This window comes from Nitrospina gracilis Nb-211 (genome assembly GCF_021845525.1).
GTDB lineage: Bacteria > Nitrospinota > Nitrospinia > Nitrospinales > Nitrospinaceae > Nitrospina > Nitrospina gracilis_A.
Genome location: NZ_JAKJKD010000001.1, coordinates 2,409,977 through 2,428,414 on the forward strand (window position 1 = coordinate 2,409,977; position 18,438 = coordinate 2,428,414).

At 57.4% G+C, this 18,438-nt stretch carries 17 protein-coding genes; 3 read left to right on the top strand and 14 right to left on the bottom strand.

What is annotated here, in order from left to right:
• Positions 1–173: 173 nt before the first annotated feature.
• From J2S31_RS11425 to J2S31_RS11455, 7 genes are all read right to left on the bottom strand, one after another.
• Positions 174–671, bottom strand: a complete 498-nt coding sequence (locus J2S31_RS11425) for an Lcl C-terminal domain-containing protein (protein ID WP_237099218.1) — start codon at positions 669–671, stop codon at positions 174–176.
• A 127-nt stretch (positions 672–798) separates the two neighbouring features.
• Entirely contained in the window at positions 799–1,278 is a 480-nt protein-coding gene (locus J2S31_RS11430) for a hypothetical protein (protein WP_237099219.1), read from the bottom strand.
• A 302-nt stretch (positions 1,279–1,580) separates the two neighbouring features.
• Complete coding sequence (locus J2S31_RS11435) at positions 1,581–1,976, bottom strand: hypothetical protein (RefSeq protein ID WP_237099220.1); 396 nt, start codon at positions 1,974–1,976, stop codon at positions 1,581–1,583.
• A gap of 61 nt (positions 1,977–2,037) precedes the next feature.
• Positions 2,038–2,859 carry a tetratricopeptide repeat protein gene (locus tag J2S31_RS11440; protein WP_237099221.1) on the bottom strand — a complete coding sequence of 274 codons (822 nt, stop codon included), beginning with the start codon at positions 2,857–2,859 and terminating at the stop codon, positions 2,038–2,040.
• Positions 2,860–2,950: 91 nt separating this feature from the next.
• Positions 2,951–3,583 carry an Lcl C-terminal domain-containing protein gene (locus J2S31_RS11445; RefSeq protein WP_237099222.1) on the bottom strand — a complete coding sequence of 211 codons (633 nt, stop codon included), beginning with the start codon at positions 3,581–3,583 and terminating at the stop codon, positions 2,951–2,953.
• On the bottom strand, positions 3,576–4,598 hold the full coding sequence (locus tag J2S31_RS11450) for an NHL repeat-containing protein (protein WP_237099223.1): 1,023 nt from the start codon (positions 4,596–4,598) through the stop codon (positions 3,576–3,578). Before J2S31_RS11450 ends, J2S31_RS11445 begins: the two co-directional genes overlap by 8 nt.
• Positions 4,599–4,842: 244 nt before the next feature.
• The gene (locus tag J2S31_RS11455; RefSeq protein WP_237099224.1) at positions 4,843–5,394 is read right to left on the bottom strand and encodes a hypothetical protein; all 552 of its coding nucleotides are present in this window, start codon (positions 5,392–5,394) and stop codon (positions 4,843–4,845) included.
• A gap of 367 nt (positions 5,395–5,761) precedes the next feature.
• On the opposite strand from J2S31_RS11455, the gene J2S31_RS11460 reads away from it, so the two are divergent.
• From J2S31_RS11460 to J2S31_RS11470, 3 genes are all read left to right on the top strand, one after another.
• On the top strand, positions 5,762–7,573 hold the full coding sequence (locus tag J2S31_RS11460) for a B12-binding domain-containing radical SAM protein (protein ID WP_237099225.1): 1,812 nt from the start codon (positions 5,762–5,764) through the stop codon (positions 7,571–7,573).
• 149 nt (positions 7,574–7,722) lie between these two features.
• Positions 7,723–8,829, top strand: coding sequence for a tetratricopeptide repeat protein (locus J2S31_RS11465; RefSeq protein ID WP_237099226.1), 1,107 nt, complete (start codon positions 7,723–7,725; stop codon positions 8,827–8,829).
• A 23-nt stretch (positions 8,830–8,852) separates the two neighbouring features.
• Entirely contained in the window at positions 8,853–10,238 is a 1,386-nt protein-coding gene (locus J2S31_RS11470) for a hypothetical protein (RefSeq protein WP_237099227.1), read from the top strand.
• Positions 10,239–10,329: 91 nt separating this feature from the next.
• Here the strand turns inward: J2S31_RS11470 and J2S31_RS11475 are convergent, their stop codons facing one another.
• The 7 genes from J2S31_RS11475 to J2S31_RS11505 form a co-directional block, all read right to left on the bottom strand.
• Complete coding sequence (locus tag J2S31_RS11475) at positions 10,330–11,871, bottom strand: NHL repeat-containing protein (protein WP_237099228.1); 1,542 nt, start codon at positions 11,869–11,871, stop codon at positions 10,330–10,332.
• Between the two features lie 128 nt (positions 11,872–11,999).
• The gene (locus tag J2S31_RS11480) at positions 12,000–13,571 is read right to left on the bottom strand and encodes an ethylbenzene dehydrogenase-related protein (protein ID WP_237099229.1); all 1,572 of its coding nucleotides are present in this window, start codon (positions 13,569–13,571) and stop codon (positions 12,000–12,002) included.
• 34 nt (positions 13,572–13,605) lie between these two features.
• Positions 13,606–14,109, bottom strand: coding sequence for a hypothetical protein (locus tag J2S31_RS11485; protein WP_237099230.1), 504 nt, complete (start codon positions 14,107–14,109; stop codon positions 13,606–13,608).
• A gap of 144 nt (positions 14,110–14,253) precedes the next feature.
• Positions 14,254–16,002: an alpha-glucan family phosphorylase gene (gene glgP / locus J2S31_RS11490; RefSeq protein WP_237099231.1), complete on the bottom strand. Its 1,749-nt coding sequence runs from the start codon at positions 16,000–16,002 to the stop codon at positions 14,254–14,256.
• A 102-nt stretch (positions 16,003–16,104) separates the two neighbouring features.
• Positions 16,105–16,851, bottom strand: coding sequence for a phosphonate ABC transporter ATP-binding protein (gene phnC, locus J2S31_RS11495; RefSeq protein ID WP_237099232.1), 747 nt, complete (start codon positions 16,849–16,851; stop codon positions 16,105–16,107).
• Positions 16,852–16,860: 9 nt separating this feature from the next.
• A complete protein-coding gene (locus J2S31_RS11500; RefSeq protein ID WP_237099233.1) occupies positions 16,861–17,745 on the bottom strand; it encodes a phosphate/phosphite/phosphonate ABC transporter substrate-binding protein in 885 nt (294 codons plus the stop codon).
• Between the two features lie 126 nt (positions 17,746–17,871).
• Entirely contained in the window at positions 17,872–18,306 is a 435-nt protein-coding gene (locus tag J2S31_RS11505) for a c-type cytochrome (RefSeq protein WP_237099234.1), read from the bottom strand.
• Positions 18,307–18,438: the final 132 nt, after the last annotated feature.

An 18,438-nucleotide genomic window follows, 5' to 3' on the forward strand; every position in this document is an offset into this window, starting at 1 on the left:
GCCACCCCCCTTCCCCGTATCGGGGCCCTCTTGGGAGCGAGGGTTGCTAGACGTTTAATTTCAGAAATTTAAATCGAATATACGCTTAAAATATCACTCTAATCGCCATTTTTCAATACCAATCGCCCCCGCATAAATCCAGTGTAAATAACGGTTTCCGGTCTTTTTGGACCTCAGCGTTGTTCGGAGGTGTAGAGCCCTTTTCGGGGTGGGATTTTTCCCAGTTTCTTTTTGAACTCCGGGTCCATGGTGCCCCGCACCAGGCGCACGCTGGTGTGCAGGATATCGTCCACATCCGTGTGTCCGCCGGTACCGCTGGCAAAAGAGAATACATAGGCGTTGATGCTTCCCATGGTGTTGGAGGTCCAGGTATTGAAGCCGCACCCTTCCGTAAAGACGGGGTCGATGTAAATGGTCATCTCGTACCGGTCCAGAATGGATGCATCTTTTTCCCGCAGGTACAGGCTGTGCGCCTCGTCTTTGCTGGGCAAACGCCAGTCATTGTGCCCGGCGAACGCGCCTTCGTTTTTCTTTTTGAGGTATTTTTTGGCTCTGGCGTAGGTGATGTTGTCCTTGATTTCCAGGTAGGAATCCTTTTGCATCCACATCAACTTGGAATGCGTGTCGGTGACGGTGCCATCGCCATTGTCCACGAAACGTCCTTCAGCCATCCATCACGCTCCTGATCTTGAGGGTCGGCCGCAACCGGCCGCTTGCAGAGCCCGCGGAAACCGGTAGGCGGAAACAGAAAAAGCCGGAAGGTCGAAACCTTCCGGCTTTTCCAAACAACAGTAAAGCTTAACGATACGCTTCGGGTTTATGACCGGTAACGCCGGTGATACCACGTTCCGTGCCCTGCGGCAAACCCAGACCCGGCTCGATGTAGGTCATCGGGCGGACATGGTCCAGATGGTAATCGGACTGATAGGTTTTACCGGAACCCGCGTCGATTTTCCAGTCATGCCGGTCGAACCGCTGGCGCTGACAGTTCACAACAATAGAGCCCGGGCCCTTGTTGGTGAAACTGCTGCGCACGGCGATGGCGTTGGTTTCATACCCGCCCGGCGCGATTTCTACCGTGAATACTTTGTCCCAGGAATAAGCATAGGGGCCAATGTCGAACTCGAGAGTGGTCTCTTCCGTTTCGCTGGTGTTGTAAACAATCCAGGAAGCGTTTTCACAAACAGAGCTCTCTCCTTTTCCGAGAACAGTTTCGTTGGCACTCGCCATGGTGGAGACGGCAACGAAAGCCAGGACCGTAGCCGCGATGGCAACCATTTTTCTTACCATTTGCTCCCCCTTTCAATGAAGGTGATGTGGATAAAACTATTAAACTGACAAAGTCATTTTCGACTTGAAAAATCCGTTTCACATCAGCCCTTGCGGGCGTCCCCCTCTGATAAAGGGAGATGGTCCCTAAAGCCTTGTCTTGCGCAGACTAAGGCTACCTCAGGATGTGGCAAAAATATCAGAACCCTCAACCTAAGTCAAGCTTTTATCTTCCACGCCGTCAGAACCCAAGAAATTCCTTTAAAACTGGGAACTTAGATAAAACTCCCGCCTTTCCGGAAACGCCCCTCTCAGACGCGGAAACGGAGGGTGGTCAGGCTCACCAGGTGCACGGAATTCATGAGCGCCCGCTCGCCTTCTTCGCTGATATCGTTGACCACCAATTGCAGGCTCCGCAGGTTGACCAGGGTGGTGGAGTTAGCCAGCGCCCGGGCGCCGTCGTCGCCGATGCGGTTGGACTTCAAGTTGATGCTCCGGAGATTGGAGAAAATGGGCGATGCCGCAATCGCTTTCACGCCTTCGTCGCCAATGTCGTTCTGCGACAGGTCCATGGACCGCACGTTGGACAATTCCTCGCATTTCGCCAGCTCCTTGGCTCCCACTTCACGGATGAACTTTGCTTTCAGATTCAAAATCTGTCCGTCCTTGCTCAACCCGTCCTTGATCAACCGCCGAATGTCTGCCATCGATTCCGTATCACTCCCTACACAATGCCATCAGGTTCATACAATAAGCACCCGGACCACCTCACCCCCGGCCTTCGATGGTTTTGGCCTCGAACCCATACTCATCATACGTCTTCCAGCCTTCCGCCAGCATTTTCTTGGCGTAGGTGATCATCATCCTGGCCTGCGCATGATTGGGGTCGATGTCCATCGACTTCTTGAGAAGCTTGAGCGCCTTCTCCACGTCCTGGATCTCCTCGCCGTACAGATCGATCTGCCGGCTCTTGTCGATCAGGTCGGACGCCCACTTGTAATACAGGTTGGCCAGCTGGGAAGGCGCCTCCTTCGAGATGTAATCCACCAGGTCTTCATCCGCCTTCAACTGCGGCAAAAACTCCACCGCCTTTTCAAAATTGTGGATCGGCTCCCTGTAGTCATCGTCGTTGACCTGGGTGATGGAGTCGCCGGGCTTGTGTGCCGAGTGCAGGCCGATGGAGCTTTTCACCACCACCGACTGGATGCCGGACAACAGCATCTGAAACTGCATGTTGGCAAGGCCGAAATGGATGATCGCGTGAAAATCGCGTTCCTTGTCCAGCTCCAGCGCCAGTTCGTACTCGGCGCGCGCTTCCCTGTGATCACCGGTCTCCTCCAGAGCCTCGGCCAGGTTGTAGTGGTGGATGCAGTTGTCAGGCTCTTCTTCGATCTGTGCGCGGAACTCCTCGATCTGCGATTCCAGGTCGAACTCCGCCTCCTCGCCGCCTTCTTTCTGAGCGCGTTCCAGGGGATCGTCGTCCCGCACCCGGAAGTTGCTGCTCAGGTCCTCGTCGCCTTCCTGCACGTCGCCTTCCTGCATTCCCTCGTTTTCCAACTCGTCCGGATTCTTTTCTTGATCGGAACTCATGCCCGGCTTTCCTTAAAAAGTGATGAATGCCTCATTGTACCAGACTCCCGCTCGCCGCAACCGGCCTGCCGCGCATGAAGGGTTGGCCGGGTCACTTCAAACTCACCTTTTCGTTTTCCTTGAGGTCGCGAACGGCGCGGATGACGGTGAGCGATTTCTGGATGCCGCCCTTCATGCTGGGGTAGGCTTTGCCGCGGATGAAATTGAATCCCCACGCCATCTCCTCGCTCACCTCCTCCACCGACCAGTAACAGCAATTGCTGTTGCCGAAGATGGGGTCGATGTGCACCTCGTTTTTCGTCCAGTAATAATTCCACGGCACCGACTTGTTTTCGTCGTACAGACTCGCCAATTCCTCCCGCGTGGGCAGGCGCCAGTTGGCGGCACCGCCGAATTCGGTTTCATTCATCTTGCGGATGTAGTTTTGAGCGTCGTTCCAGTTCAGCCACTGTTTGAGCGACTGGTAGGAGTCCATTTGCTCCCAGACGAGCTTTTCCTGCAGATCGGTGACGGTGCCGTTTTGATTGTCACGGAACCGGGGGTCGTCGGTTTTGAATTCGGCCTTGGGCGGTTCGGTGAGGCTGAGGATCTGACCACCGAAATCATGATCCGATGTGGAAGGTTTCTCCTCCTCCGCCAGAACCGCAACCGGAAGGATTAAAAACAGGGTTACCGCCAGCCACCCAGCCATCCTGCAAACGGACAGCGTGCGTTTATCACTCATCTTTCGGCTCCCAATCCGGCTCCCAGGAAAGCCAGATGCCGCTCGGGTTCTGGAACTGTTTTTCCTCCCGGCCGATGGTGCCCCACTTGCTGACGAAATTCACTTCCGGGTCGAATTTTTGAATGCGGTTGTTCAGCGTGTCCACCACGAACACGAATCCATACGGGTCCTCGGCGATGGCCATCGGACAGTTGAACTGCCCATCGCGTTTTCCGTATTCACAGAAAGAGGCGATGAAGTTGCCGTCGCGGTCGAACTGTTGCAGGCGGTTCTGGCTTTTTTCCGCGACCAGCAGGGTGCCGTCGGTGCGTACCGTGAGATCCGACGGGAAATTGAACCGCCCTTCCTCGAACCCGTATTCGCCGAACTTGGAAAGGAACTGCCCTTCTTCGTTGAAAATCTGGACACGCTGGTTGTCGCGGTCCGCAACGTAAATGTTGCCTTCGGCGTCGGTGGCGAGCCCGGTGGGGAATTTCATGAATCCGTCGAAGTTGCCGGCGAAGCCGAAGCCAAGCAGGAACTCGCCGTCCTCATCGTAACGTTTGATGCAGTGGTTGTGGGTGTCCGCCACCAGCACGGTACCCATGGGCTCGACGCAGATGGCCTCCGGCCAGTAAAACTTGCTTTGCCCGTACCCCTCGCCGCCGAACTCCAGGATGAAGTCGCCGTCGGGGTCGAATTTCTGAATGCGGTGGCACCCGGTGTCCGCCACCCAGATGTTGCCTTCCTTGTCCACCGCCACGCCGAACGGCCCCTTGAACTCCCCCGGACGGTACGGGGGACGCGTCCCCGCGGGCTTGCCGAACTCGAACAGGAACCGGCCGTTGCCATCGAATTTCTGAATGCGGTCGTTGCCCGCATCCGCCACCCATACGTACAGCTTGGAATGATCGACGTCCGCCCACTTCGGTTTCTCTTCCGGAATCGTCTCCGGTTCCCGGACCTCAATCGCGGCCGACTCGCCGACGACCTCCTCGGTCTCGACTTCTTCTACCGCTTCATTATCTTGTGCCATGCCAGTTCCTCAATCAATCAGCATTCTGTTCAAGGTAAGCACCGTACTTGCACTCAGGTCATTGCGGTTGGTTTCGGGGTCGGTTACGGGGCGATGGGGGTGGATTCCTGAGGATGACCGGGACCCGGAGTCCCGCACAAGGCGAGCTCCCTCCAGTCATCCAACCCCTGGAGGGGAAGCGCACCACCCCGGCAGGAAACAACCCGGTCAGAACACCGGCCAGCCGCAACCGGCCACACCGGCATCAATTGACCATGAACTTTTTGACGTCGAGAATCTGGTACTCGAAATCGCACGCGTTCTGGAGCTCGTTCAGCCGCTCGTTCCATTCACGCTGGAAGTTCTCCAGGTTCTCCATATTCGGTTTCTTTTTCATCAGGGACACTTCCTTGTAAACCGGCTTGACCAGGTGCTTGTGGATCTCCTGAATGACATTGCGCATGCGCACGATGCAGTCCTTGGTGACCATCTCCCGGGTGACGCCGTCCACTTTTTCCAACAGGCGCAGGAAGCCCTGAATGGTGGCGAGGTGTTTCATGTAGCTGTCGGCCAACTGGTGATTGTATTTCAACCCGCAGTCAATGTACCCCGCCATCAGGTACACGCCAACATGGTGGTCGAATTTCACGGCCAGATCGATGACCTTCTGCAGGTAATCGACCTCGCGTAAATCCTCACCTTCCTCTTCGCCTTCTTCCAGCTCTTTGGCGGCCTTGGCTTTTTCCGCTTCGAGCTCCTTTTTTATTTTTTCCAGTTCCGAAAGATCGGACATCGGGTCGTCAGTCCGTTGGCTCATCTCCTGACCATCTTCCGGGGCCTCAGTATCTTCGGGATTGGTTTGGGTATCGTGTTCGCTCAAAACCTGATCTCCTTAAAAACAAACGGTTCAAATCGGGAAATGGTCGTAACCATCAAAGATATAAAAGTTTACGGCCTTTCTGGGTTTTACGCATTATATATACATAGGAAAAAGGGTGTCAAGACAATTGCCTTCCTTAAAAACCCGGTCAAACGGGCACTTGCGCCTGTTCGGCCCTCTTTACCGATTCTTCCCGCTCTCGCGCCGCCGGCCGGCCAACTGAAAATGCCCCTCGTCCATTGACAGCGGGTTCTTCGGTTCTCTATGATGACCATACCTATTCTTAATGGAATTAGGAATTTAAATGAAGACGGCCCTCATATTTCCACCACAGTGGTTTCCGAGTCAGCCTTACCTGGCATTGCCCACGCTCGCCGGATACCTGAAGTCGCATGGCCACCCGGTGGATCAGTTCGATTTCAATATCGAAGGATACGAAACCTTCCTGTCCCGCCCGTACCTGGAAGAATGTGTCGGGATCATCCGCGAACGCCTGTCCCGCCCCGCCTACACGCCTGAAGAAAACCAGGTGAAAAACGTGTACCGCGACATCCTGTCCGACCCGGACTACCTGGAGTCGATTTACTCCGGCGTGGAAGAGGCGAAGGAGGTCCTGCGCACGGAGGAACTGTTTTTCCAGTTCCCGGTGTACAAGCGCGCCTACACCACGCTCAAGATTGCGATGAAGCTGATCTCGTTCGCACACTTTCCGAGCCAGGTGGACCTGGAATCGTTCTTCATGCAGGGCAACCCGGAAGAAAATTTAAAAGGCATCCTGAGCGCCACCGCCGATCGTGTGGCCAACCCGTACCTGCACCTGTTTGAAGACCACCTTCTGCCGCGGGTGAACTGGAACGAGTACGGTGTGGTGGGCATTTCCATCATCCACATCGGGCAGGTGATTGCCGGGCTCAGCCTCGCCCGCCTTCTGCGAAAACAATACCCGCACCTGCACGTCGTCATCGGCGGAAGCGTGTTCACCCGGCACATCGACATCCTCGACGACAAGCAGATCCTGTTCGAGGAGTTTTTTCACAGCCTGATTCTGTTCGAAGGCGAACTGCCGCTCCGCCGTCTGCTGGAGCAATTGCAGTCCGGCGGCTCGCTCAGTGAGGTGCCGAACCTGATCCACCTGCAGGACGGCAAGGTGGTCCACAATCCCAAAGCCGAGTCCCTGCCGTACGACCAACTGGCGCGTCCGGATTTTGACGACATGCCGCTGGACAAATACCTGATGCCGTATCCCGTCCTGCCGTACATGGCAAGCCGCGGTTGCTACTGGGGCAAGTGCACGTTCTGCACGCACAGCCACATCTATGATTCTTACTACCGCAAGGAAAACGAATCACGCGTGGCGGAGGACATCGACTACCTCGGCAAACGGCACAACACGAAATACTTCACGTTCTCCGATGAAGCGATCTCACCCAACGCTTTCAAGCGCATGGCCGCGGCCATCCTCAAAAACAATGTGGACATGCGCGCGCTGGGCATGCTCAAGTTCGAGGCGGACACGGTGGAAACCGAAGACCTGTTCCGCGATATCTGCCGGGCGGGATTCATCATGTTGTTCTACGGGCTGGAGAGCGCCAACGACCGGGTGCTGTCGATCATCGACAAGGGGTGCGACCAGAAAACCGAGCGCCGCGTGTTGACCAACAGCGCCCGCGCCGGAATCTGGAACCATCTTTATCTCTTCTTCGGCTTCCCCACCGAGGAACTGGAAGAAGCAGAGGAGACCATCCGGTTCACCGTGGACAACAGCGAATGCGGCACCGGTGTCGTGCATTCCGTCGGCCAGTCCACCTTCTCGCTGGAAAAGGACTCCGCCATCTTCCACAACCCGAAAAAATTCGCTATCGACCACATCGTGCAGGACCCGGAACGCGACATGGCCATCGTCTTCGACTTCGAAATCAAAAAAGGCATGACCCGCGACCAGGTCATGGACGTGTACGAACATTTCGACGCCGTCCTCGATGAATGCTTTCCATCGCGCAAAATCTGGAAATACCTGTCGCGCGAACACTTCCTGCTGTACCTCGACCGCTTCGGCCGCGAGGAAATCCTGAGAATGGCGCAGGACGAAACCTTGACGGAAACCGTGGAGGCCTGATTCCGCAACGCCTTCGGCGAACCTCCCTCCGGTTTTGGGTTTGACACCCCCACGCCCGATAACCTAGAATTCAAATACTTTCAACATTCAGGCAGTGCCGCCCCAAAGCGGCGTGGTCAACCGCAACCGTTCGAATAGAGGTTCGATTCATGTCAGATATCGATGTCAATGAGGACTTTGACGTAGAGGGTTTTCGCAAGCGTCAGGACAGCAAAAAGCAGTCCGACTGGATGACCATGAAAATCCATCCGGAGATTTTTGAAGAGCTGGGAGTGCGGGACCCGGAGCAGATCAAGCTGGAAACCGCCATCATGAAAAAAACCCGGCAGATCAAAAAGGAACTGCGCAACGATCCGGACAACCTGGAAAAGAAGGTGGAGTTGGCCACGCTGTTCATCGACGGCGGCAACTACGAAGAAGCGATCAAAGAACTCAAAGCCGTCCTCAGCAAGGACCCGAAATTCGGCCGTGCCTACAAGGTGCTGGGCACCGCCTACGCCCTGTCCGCACAGGAAGACGAAGCCATCCGCGAGTTGAACCGCGCGGCGGAGCTGGAACCGGACGACCCGGAGGTGTTCTTCAACCTGGGCGGCGTTTACATGCTGAAAGATTATTTTGAAAACGCCGTGCGTGCCTTCCAGCGTTGCATTGAGCTGGACGCGACGGACACCACCTCCTACGCCAACCTGGCCGCCGCTTACAACATGCTGCAGAGCCACCTGGAGGAAATCCGCACGCTCAAAAAGGTGCTGATGTTTGATCCGGAAAACAAGGAGCTGCGCGCGGCTCTGGGCAACGCCTACTTTGCCAACGGCGATTTCGACGAGTCGCTCACCACCCACCAGTGCGTGGTGGATCTGGATGAAAAAGACCCGCAGGCCTGGTGCAATCTCGGCAGTGCCTTTTCCGCAAAAAACATGGTGGACGAAGCCATCGACGCGTTCAAAAAAGCGATGGAACTGGACCCGGAGTTCTCCCTGCCGCACACCAACCTGGGCAGTCTGTACGCTTCGGTCAACCGCATCGAAAGCGCCATCAAGGAATTCAAGACGGCCGTCAGCCTGAACGACAGCGACGCCAGCGCCTGGCTCAACCTCTACCAGTGCTACAAGGAAATCGGCCGCCACGAGGACGCCACCAAGGCGCACGACAAGTATCAGGAACTCATCCGGCCGCAGGGCGGCGGCGGGACGGAAATGTCCGGCATCCCCGGCGGGGTGGCCACCACGGGCAAGACCGCGGCGGAAAAACAATAGCCTCTTACCGGATCTGATCGAGGATGCATTCCGGCCACACCGAGCTGGCCGCGCTCGGCGATTTCCAACCCGCCGATACGTGGCAGGTGCACGTCAACCACATCTTTTACGGGACCAAGGGTCCCGCTATCCACCACCATTTCCAGACCTACGTCAGCCGCGACCACCGTCTGGCCTACGCGCTGGCCGAAGATTTTTACGCCCACTGCGGATCGCTTCCCGCCGAAGAACCCATCCTCGTGCAGGAATGGGGCGTCGGCAACGGCAACCTGGCGGCGCGTTTCCTCGACCGCTTGAAAGAGATCGACACTGAAGGCCGCGTGTACCCGCGCCTTCAATACACGCTGTGCGATTACTCGCAGGAAATTTTAAACGGCGTCGAGGCCAACACGGACTTGCAGGCTCATGGAGAGCGCTATACCGCGGCGCTCATCGATGCGCGCGACCCGGAAGGCGCGGAACCGGGGTCGCTCACCTGGGTGCTGTCCAACGAAATCTGGGACGACCTCGCCACCCGTGTGTTGATCAAAAGCCAGGGCACGCTGTACGAGGAATACCTGCAACCGCTGATCGACCCCGCCGTCATCGAAGGCGACTTCAACTCCTTCCTCCAGCAATTCCAGAACGCGGACCTCGATGCACTCAAGCCGCAGCCGCCGTTTCTCGACCAGATCGTCTGGGAACGCGCCTTCCAGCGCACGGACGTCGGCGACTGGCCGTTCGGCGAGGTAGTGCAGAAGCACATGGAGACGATCGACGACGACATCCCCACGCCCATCAACGTGGGCGCGTTCGGCACGCTGGAGAAAGCCCATCGGCTCCTGCATCCGCAACATTCGGCGGGCTACACTGGGTTCGATTACGGCATGCTGTCCACCGCGCATCTCAACCGGGTGGGGCGGCCGTACTTCAAACTCTACGGCGGACAGTACACGTCGATGGTCAACTTCCCCCTGCTGGCGGAGGTGGGACGGGCCGCGGGCTTCCAGCACATCGAGCTCGAACCCCAGCATGCGTTCGTGAACCGCTCTCTGGAGGAGCCGGTCATCAGCCTGATCGAGCTGGTGCAGAACCACCCGCAGGTGGGTGGGATGGCGCCGTGGGACGTGGATGTGTTGATGCTGGAGACCCTGCAGGCGCTCAACACGCACTACCGCAGTCCCTACGCCAACAAACTGGATTACCCGGCGCTGCCCGGAACGCCCAAGAAACAGCGCAAACTCATCGCCCAGTTGGTGAAAAACCTGAGTGCACGCGGCGTGCCGGACACGGTGGCGTACGTGACGGAAAGCGAAGTGCGCACCGTGGAAAAACCCCTGCGCAAGCTGGGCTACCGGGAAAAGGACATCCAGCGCAGTTTCTCAGGAGCCGACGCGCCCATCCAGTTCTGCCGGCTGACTCTGCGCTGAGACCACCGCGCGCCCCATCCCGTTCAACGAAAAAAACCCCCTTCCCGGTTTCGGGAAGGGGGTTTTTGTATTTTGCGTTGGGGAGAAACCGTTATGCCGTTTCTTCCTCCAGCTCTTCGGGCGGCATCTCGTCTTCCTCGAAGAAGTCCTCGTCTTCGCCCATGAGCAGTTCCGGGTCTTCGACCTCGGCGTGCAGTTGTTCCTCGTCCTCTTCCGGTTTTTCCACTTCCGCAATCGGCAACTCTTCCCAGATCACCACCCGTGCATTGCCGCGGTCGCAGATGTAGAGGCGGCCCGGATCGTCCTCATCTTCAGGGTCTTCCTCGAGGAAGAGGCCGTACGGATCGTTCAGCGTGCAGTGTGCGGGATCGCCGTTGCGGTTGAATTTATTTTCGTAAAACGATTTCTGGCCGATGACGAAGTCGGCAGGCTGGCCGTTCTCCGTCGGAAATTCTTTCCAGCCGAGAATCCGGTTGTTGCCGGAGTCGGAAACGAACAGGCCTTTTCTGCCGTACACCACGTCGGTGGGGAAATACATGCCCACCGCGTCGCACCGGTATCCACCTTGTCCTGCGTTCACATCGCGGCTGTAGAAGTTCGGCTGACCGAGTACCAGATCCGCGGGCACGCCGTTGTGCGACGGCATCTTGTTCCAGATCAAAACGCGGTTGTTGCCCTGATCGACGACGAAGATCTTGCCCGTCTCAGCGTGGTAGAACACACCGGTGGGGAAACTCATCGAATCCGGAGTGACGTTTTCGAAGTCGCCACGGTTGGCCTCGCGCTCGTCCATGTCCGACTGGCCGAGGCAGATGTCCGCGTTCCAGCCGTTGTTGAACGGAATCTTTTTCCAGATGAGGACGCGGTGGTTGTCCTTGTCCGCCACAAACACGTGCTGGTCGTCACCGGAGCGCACGCCGAACGGGAAGAACAGCGAGCCGGAACCCACCAGTCCGCGCCGGTTGGCCTCGCCGCATTCCAGGTTGTCCTGCCCCAGAACCAGTCCGGGCGCCTCGCCGTCGTCCGAGGGCAGGCCGTTCCAACGCAGAACGCGGTGGTTGCCGCTGTCGGAGACGTACAGCTTGCCGTCGATGATGTCCAAGCCCGCGGGCTGGGACAGCGTGTCCTCCTCCGGTTTGCTGATGGTGAAGCCGTCGAGGCTTTCATCACCGAGACCCGAGGTCATCTCGTCCAGGGTAGTGGTGATGCCACGGTTCTCCAGGCAGTCGGAGAAATCCTCCTGACCGAGCACGAAGCTTGCGGGTTCGCCGTTTTCTTCCGGAAACGTGTTCCAGCCCAGCACCCGGTGATTGCCGCGGTCGGCGACGAACAGCATCTCGCCATACTTCGCGACGAACTGCGGCTCGGCCAGCGTGTTGTCGCTGGGGTCGTCCGCTCCCCGGTTGGACTGGCCTTCTTCGAACCCACTCTGGCCCAGGACCATGATCGCGCCGATTTCCTTTTCACCTTCGTCGACCTCCTCGACCTCGTCCACCTCGTCCAGTTCATCTTCGGTCAGGACGTCTTCATCAATTTCCTCTTCATCGACCTCATCGACATCGGATTCAGCCACTTCCAGAGACTCTTCCCTCTCCCGGGCTTCTTCCTCTTTTCTGGTCTGGTCGTCAGACATGGAACCACCTCCCAAAATTCAAACGATCTCCGTTCGCGATCCAGCGCCGGGACCCCCCGGACAACGCATCTCAAACGGTTCAATTATCAGGCTTTTTCCTAAATACATATCCTATACCAACCCATTGTTCAAGGCAAAATCAACCTCTGCCACATGGAAACCGTTTTGCGGCCGTTGCGGTCCTGATGCAGACCGTCCCACACCGCAAATCCGATGAGAATGGGTTGTTTTTTATTGAATTGGATATCCCACTTGTTGAGTGATTCGATATCCCGAACAAACACCACCGTCCATTTTCCGTCCTTCCACAATCCCTTGCCGCGGATATTCTGCTTGGTTTTGGGTTGCGGCGTGAGGGTGCCGAAGCCCTCGGCGTTCATCTCCTCGATGGGTACCTCGCGGAACGGATTGAGCGATTCCACCGGGTTGACCTCACCGCCGAAAATCATCACGTCCATGTCCATTCCCTGGCCTTCGGTCGCCTGCTCCAGTTCTTCCTTGGTTTCAATTTCCTTTTGCCAGTCGGCGCGCCATTGCCAGATATTCACCGGCTTCTCGCGGTTGCCCATGCCAAAGAACGGCTCGTTGTGGCCGTGCGTATGCAAAAGCACATCCCCCAGCGCGAACTCCAGTGCCACGGCGTCCTTGAAATCCTGGTGGCGGCTCGACGAGCGGTTCGGAACCGGGTCCTCCCACTGCACGCGGAACGCAATCTGTTTGCCGTTGGTCACGGATTGAAACTCCACGCGGGTGATGGGGTCGCGCCGGGCGTTCAGCACGATCAGGTGTACGTTGGTGGCGGGCACCGGGTCCCACAACTCGCTGAACGGTTCGATGCCGATATCGCCTTCCACTTGTTCGGATTTCAGCGTGACTTCATACTTGGCTTTGCGGTAGCGGTCCTGCTGAATGCGGGAATGGATGAACGACGCCAGGTCCCACCGCTCTTTGGAGGTGAGGTGATTGTACGCCTTCATCGGCGTGCCATCGATGCCGGTGCTGAGCGTCATGTATATGTCTTCTTTATCGAAACCGAACTTGAAGGTGTTGGGATTGGTCAAATCGTACACAAACGCGCGGTGATCCCAGATGTCATACAGGCTGTCGGCGATCGGTCCGTCACCCTTGAGATCCGTACCATGACAGCGCGCGCACCGCATTTCCTTAAAAATCATATAACCCGCCTCGATGCTTTCCTTGCTGGTGGGCGGCACCGGACCGGGGGTGACGGGTTTTTGCGGGGTCTCGTCCTTGAACCGTTTGGAAAAGGTCTTGAGGTATTCCACCACCGACCACGTTTCGTCTTCCGTCAATGCGTTTTCCCATGCGGGCATGGCGGTGCCGGGAATGCCTTTGGTGATGGTATCGAAGATGTCCTTGTCGAGAGGCAACGACCCGGTGGGCGTGGAGCGATGCTTGAATACGCCTTTGCGGAAATCACGTGGCCACGGGTAGAGATAGGCCATCGCCTTGCCGCCGCCGTTGCCATCCTCGCCATGACAGAAGATGCACATGTGCTTGTACACCGTGGCGCCGATGGTCACACTGCGTCCCTGGCCGTGGGAGTGGCCATTGCCGGCAGAGCCGGAGTGGGAATGCCCGGAGGGCTCCGGCTTCACTTCCTTCGGTTTTTCTTTTTGGGTTTCACCGCCGTGCGCGTGGACCAGTGCAGGTTCCCCGCGCCAACCGAGGAGGGTCACCACAAGAACCAGACTCAGAGCGAAGAGCGGGGTCTTAGCGGAACAGAGGCTTGGGATCGGATAACGTGTATTTGGTTTCATTGCCGTTCAGACCGTCCTCGGCGATATCAACCCAGATATTGAGACAATTTTTGCGGAAGTCCACGCCCAGGCAGTAAAACAGGGGATACTTCGAGGTGAAGTAAATGACCGGGTAGGAAACATAAACGCTCAAATTATCGATCCGGGCGTTCTGGATGGCTTCTTTTATGGTTAATTCTTCACTCGCCGCCTTGCGAATGATTTTCCTGATGACCTGGTAATCCAACGTGCCATCCAGGTTCAGGTCGTAATACGTTGCAATGAGACCGGGCACGCTGAGCAGTTCCCAGCCACGGTACGTGGGGTCCTTCCATCCCGGTTCTATCGGGATGGGATTGTCCACGGTGGGGCGGAATCCCGGGTTCTCAAACGTTTGCGCCCGGGCGAACGAGACGCTCCCCAGCAAAACAGGGATCAGGGCCGCTCCCGCCATCCAGATTTTGGCTTGATGCCACATGCACACTCCTTTGCAGGAGCCCCCTTGCCTGTCTTGCACCCTGCACCAAAGAAATTTTATTCAAATTAAGGTATCACAATTCCCTAACCAATGAAACTCAAGGATAGACGGGCCTAAAACCGCCTGATTGGGCCAGATAAGAGCTCAACGGCAGGAAAAATACGCCTTGGTGACGTACTGCTCCATCTGCCGGTGGGTGTTGAACAGGGAGGCGTTGATGGCGATGGCCTGACACTGCATGCTGGTCCAGCCGGTGCGGTCTTCATAATATTTCGGAATCACCACCGACTCCAGCTTGTCGTGCAGGTTCATGCAGTCGAGATCGTCGCGGTCGTCGGGAGACAGATCGAGCCGGGGATCGAGGTCGCCGATCGCCCAGCCGGTGACGCCTTCGATGCACCCTTCCACCCACCAGCCATCAAGAATGCTGAGGTTGAGCACACCGTTGAGTGCCGCCTTCATGCCGCTGGTGCCGGAAGCCTCGTGAGGGCGGATCGGCGTGTTCACCCACACGTCCACCCCGCCGGTGATGTAATAACCGAGGTCCATGTTGTAATTGGGCACATACACCAGCTTCAGTTTCTTCGTGCGTTTCTCGATCTTCTTCTGAAACTCGTGAATCTCGCGGATCAGGCCTTTGCCCGGCTCATCTTTCGGGTGCGACTTCCCGGCATAAACAATCTGCAAACCGGGACTGTTTTCGGCGATGTCGATCAGCCGGTCGAGGTGACGGAACATCAGCGACGCGCGTTTGTACGCCGCCGCGCGGCGGGCGAAACCCAGAGTCAGGATTTCGGGATCGAAAGTCTCTCCCATCATCTTCGAGATGCGGTCGAACAACTCGTTCTTGCAGTCGAGATGCGCCTGCCATACCTCATCGCGCGGAATGGTCATCGCCTCGCGCAGGTATTTGGGATCATTGTTCCACAGCCGTGCATAGCGGTCGAACAGTTTGCGGAACGGTTCGTGCACCCAGGTGTAGGTGTGGATGCCGTTGGTGATGAAATCGATCTGGTGGTGCGGGAACATACCGCTGGAGACATCACCATGCTGGTACGCCACGCCGTTGGCGAAGCGGCTCAGGTTGAGCCCCAGCGTCGTCATGTTGAGACAATCCTCACCGCTGAGTTTGCGGATCACGTTCATCGAGATGCCGGTCTTGAGCACGCGCTCGACCAGGTCGAAACCGAACCGGTCGTGCCCTGCCGCCACCGGCGTGTGCGTGGTGAACACGCACAGGCTCTTCACCTTGTCCACGTCCCACACGGTCTCCTCGTCCCACGTTTCGAACACCGTGCGCTGGTGCTCGCGCAGGAGTTGCAGGGTCAGCAGAGACGAGTGGCCTTCGTTCATGTGGTAGGTGTGAATGCGGTTGAACCCGAGCGAGCGCAGGTACTTGACGCCGCCGATGCCGAGCAGGATCTCCTGCCTGAGGCGGAACTCGGAGTCGCCGGCATAAAGGGAATCGGTCAGGTGGCGGTCGGCTTCGTCGTTCCCCTCAATGTCCGTATCGAGGAACAAAATCGGCACCGGCTTGCCGGTGTTGCCGGTGTAGGTATACAGCCACGCCTGCACGAGGATGGCGCGGCCTTCGATCTCGTCAAGCACGACCTTGCCGGGCAGTTTCAGCAAACGGTCTTCCGGCCGCCACTCGACGGGGTGCTCCTTCTGCTCGCCCTTGTCCGTGATCTCCTGCCGGAAATAGCCTTTGCGGTACAGCAAAGTGACGCCGACGACGGGCAGACCCAAGTCGGCGCAGGACTTCAACGTGTCGCCCGCCAACACTCCCAGCCCACCGCTGTAGGTCGGGATGTCCGAGGCAATGCCGATTTCCATGCTGAAGTAAGCGATGGTGGGTTCGGTGCCGATGCCGCCGCGCAGGTAACTGTTCATGGATTCCTTGAGTGAGAAAATATCAGAGCGATTCGCTTTAACTCGAAAAGGCTGGCCCGCTCCTATTATGTATTACCGATCCGGGTCCGAGACAAGCAAATTCTACGGGGAGACGGGCAGATCATAAAGTGCGTCGATCTGAGCGGGGTCCAGCACTTCGGAAGACGCGTCAAAAACCAGTTTCCCGGTCTTCATGCCGAGAATCCGCCTGCCGAAACGCCGCGCCAGCTCCGGCACATGCAGGTTGCACAACACGGTGACGCCGTCCTTCTGGTTGATATCCTTCAGAATTTCCAGGATGGACTCCGCGCTGACAGGGTCGAGGCTTGCCACCGGCTCGTCGGCGAGGATCAGCTTGGGATGTTGCATGAGGGCGCGGGCGATGCCCACCCGTTGCTGTTGACCGCCGCTCAGGCTGTCGGCGCGGCTATGGGCCTTGTCGGCAATGCCCAGACGCCTCAGCGTCGCGTGCGCCTCGTCCACATCCCCTGAGGAAAAGTGATTGATGAGGGCAAACGAAGACGGCGTGTAGCCCAGCCGCCCGGCCAGCACGTTGGTCAGCACGCTGTTTCTCGCCACTAGGTTGTAGTTCTGGAAAATCATACCGATTTGACAACGCAGAGCGCGCAGTCGTTGCGGCGGTGCGCCGGTGATATCCTCGCCATCCAGCGCGATGCGCCCCGTCGTCGGTTCCACCAGCCGGTTGATGCAACGCAGGAGTGTCGATTTCCCGGCGCCGCTCTGGCCCAGCACCACGGCAAACTCGCCGGGCTTCAATTCAAACGACACCTCTTTCACCGCCTCGGTGCCGTCGCCATACGTTTTGGATACCCGGTCGAGGATCAGCATGGCACCGCCTCACTTTCCTTCCATCCGGGCGGGATCGATGTTGAGCAGGCGTCCGGCCTCGCGCACCGGATCGTACAGCCCGTCGAAATCCATGAACCCGCTGACGCCGTAGGTCCGCTTCAACGCCTTCGAGCCTTCGGGAGTTTTGGTGAGGTGGATCAAGCCTTCCTTGACGCGTTGTTTGATTTCAACAGGGAGTTCCCCGCGCACGGACACCGTGTCGTTGGGAATTTCCCGGGTGTGGGCGATGACGCGGATTTTTTCAAATATGTCGGGGAACGACTTGACCAGCTCGGCGCGGGCATCGTCGTAGGTTGCCCCGGCGTCCACCTCGCCTTTCAGCACGGCAAGGACCACGGCGTTGTGCGAACCCGCGAACACCGTCTTGCCCAGATGCTTCTCCGGAGACAACCCGCGTGCCTTGAGCAGGGCCTTGGTGTAAAGATGCCCCGACGTGCTGGCGGGATCGACAAAGGCAAAACGTTTGCCTTTCAGGTCGTCGAGGTTGCGGATGCCGCTGTCGGCGCGGGTGACGATCTGCCCTCGGTAAAAAGGACTGCCGAAGCGTTGCACGATGAGCAGAAGCTCCACGCTGTAACGCTCCTTCGCCAGCACGTAAGCGAAGGGGGTCAGCCAGCCGACATCCACCTTGCCCGCGCCCATGGCCTCAACCACCGCGGCATAGCTGGTGGCGATAGACGCTTTGAAATGAAGCCCGGTGACGGACTGGAGGCGGCGGGCGATCTCCTCACCGCCTTTCAGGATCACCTGCGCCTCGCCGGAAGGCACGAACATCATGGTGAGCGGACGCTCGGCGCTTCCCAATTCTTCCGCCTGGGCGATGCCGGTCCCAAGGAATAAACTGAGGGTCAATACGGAAAGAACGCGGAGCATGGTCGGGTCCCTCTAAAAAGTCAAGTCACCATACCACACCCGGATGAGGAGGCGGTTCGAGAAATAAAAAAGGGCAGAGCGCCTGTGGCGCCCTGCCCTCTTGAAGCTGTAACCGGAAGAACCGACTTACTTCATCAATTCTTCGCGGATGTACTTGACCACGTTCCAGATATCCTTGTCGCTCAGCGTTTTTCCAAACGGAGCCATACCGGTTCCCGGAGAACCGTTTTTGATGATGTGGAACATCTGACCGGGGCTCACGTCTGCCATGGTCTTGGCACAGGTGAAATTGCGCGGAGAGGGTTTCAGTGCTTTACCCAACTGGCCATCACCAGCGCCTTTAGCGCCATGGCACATCTGGCAAGCCATCGGCTTGGCTTTCTTGGTGTAAAGCTCTTTGCCCTTGCTGGCATCAGCACTACCGGTCTTGTCCTGAGAATAAACCGCGCCCGGCGCTTTTTTGGTTTTGCGTTTCTGCGGGCAGTCGCCACCTGCGAACGCCGAGTTAGCCATAAACATGGCCAGTACGGCTACGACCAATGCAATCAGTGATTTTTTCATTGAAATCATCCTTTCTGAAGGGGATTTAACAGGCATCCAAATGCATCAAAGACGGCAAACGAGTTACCAAGAAAAATCTGTTATAGTACCAATGTGGGGTGGCCCAGCGGATATTCTAACCATTGGCAAAAA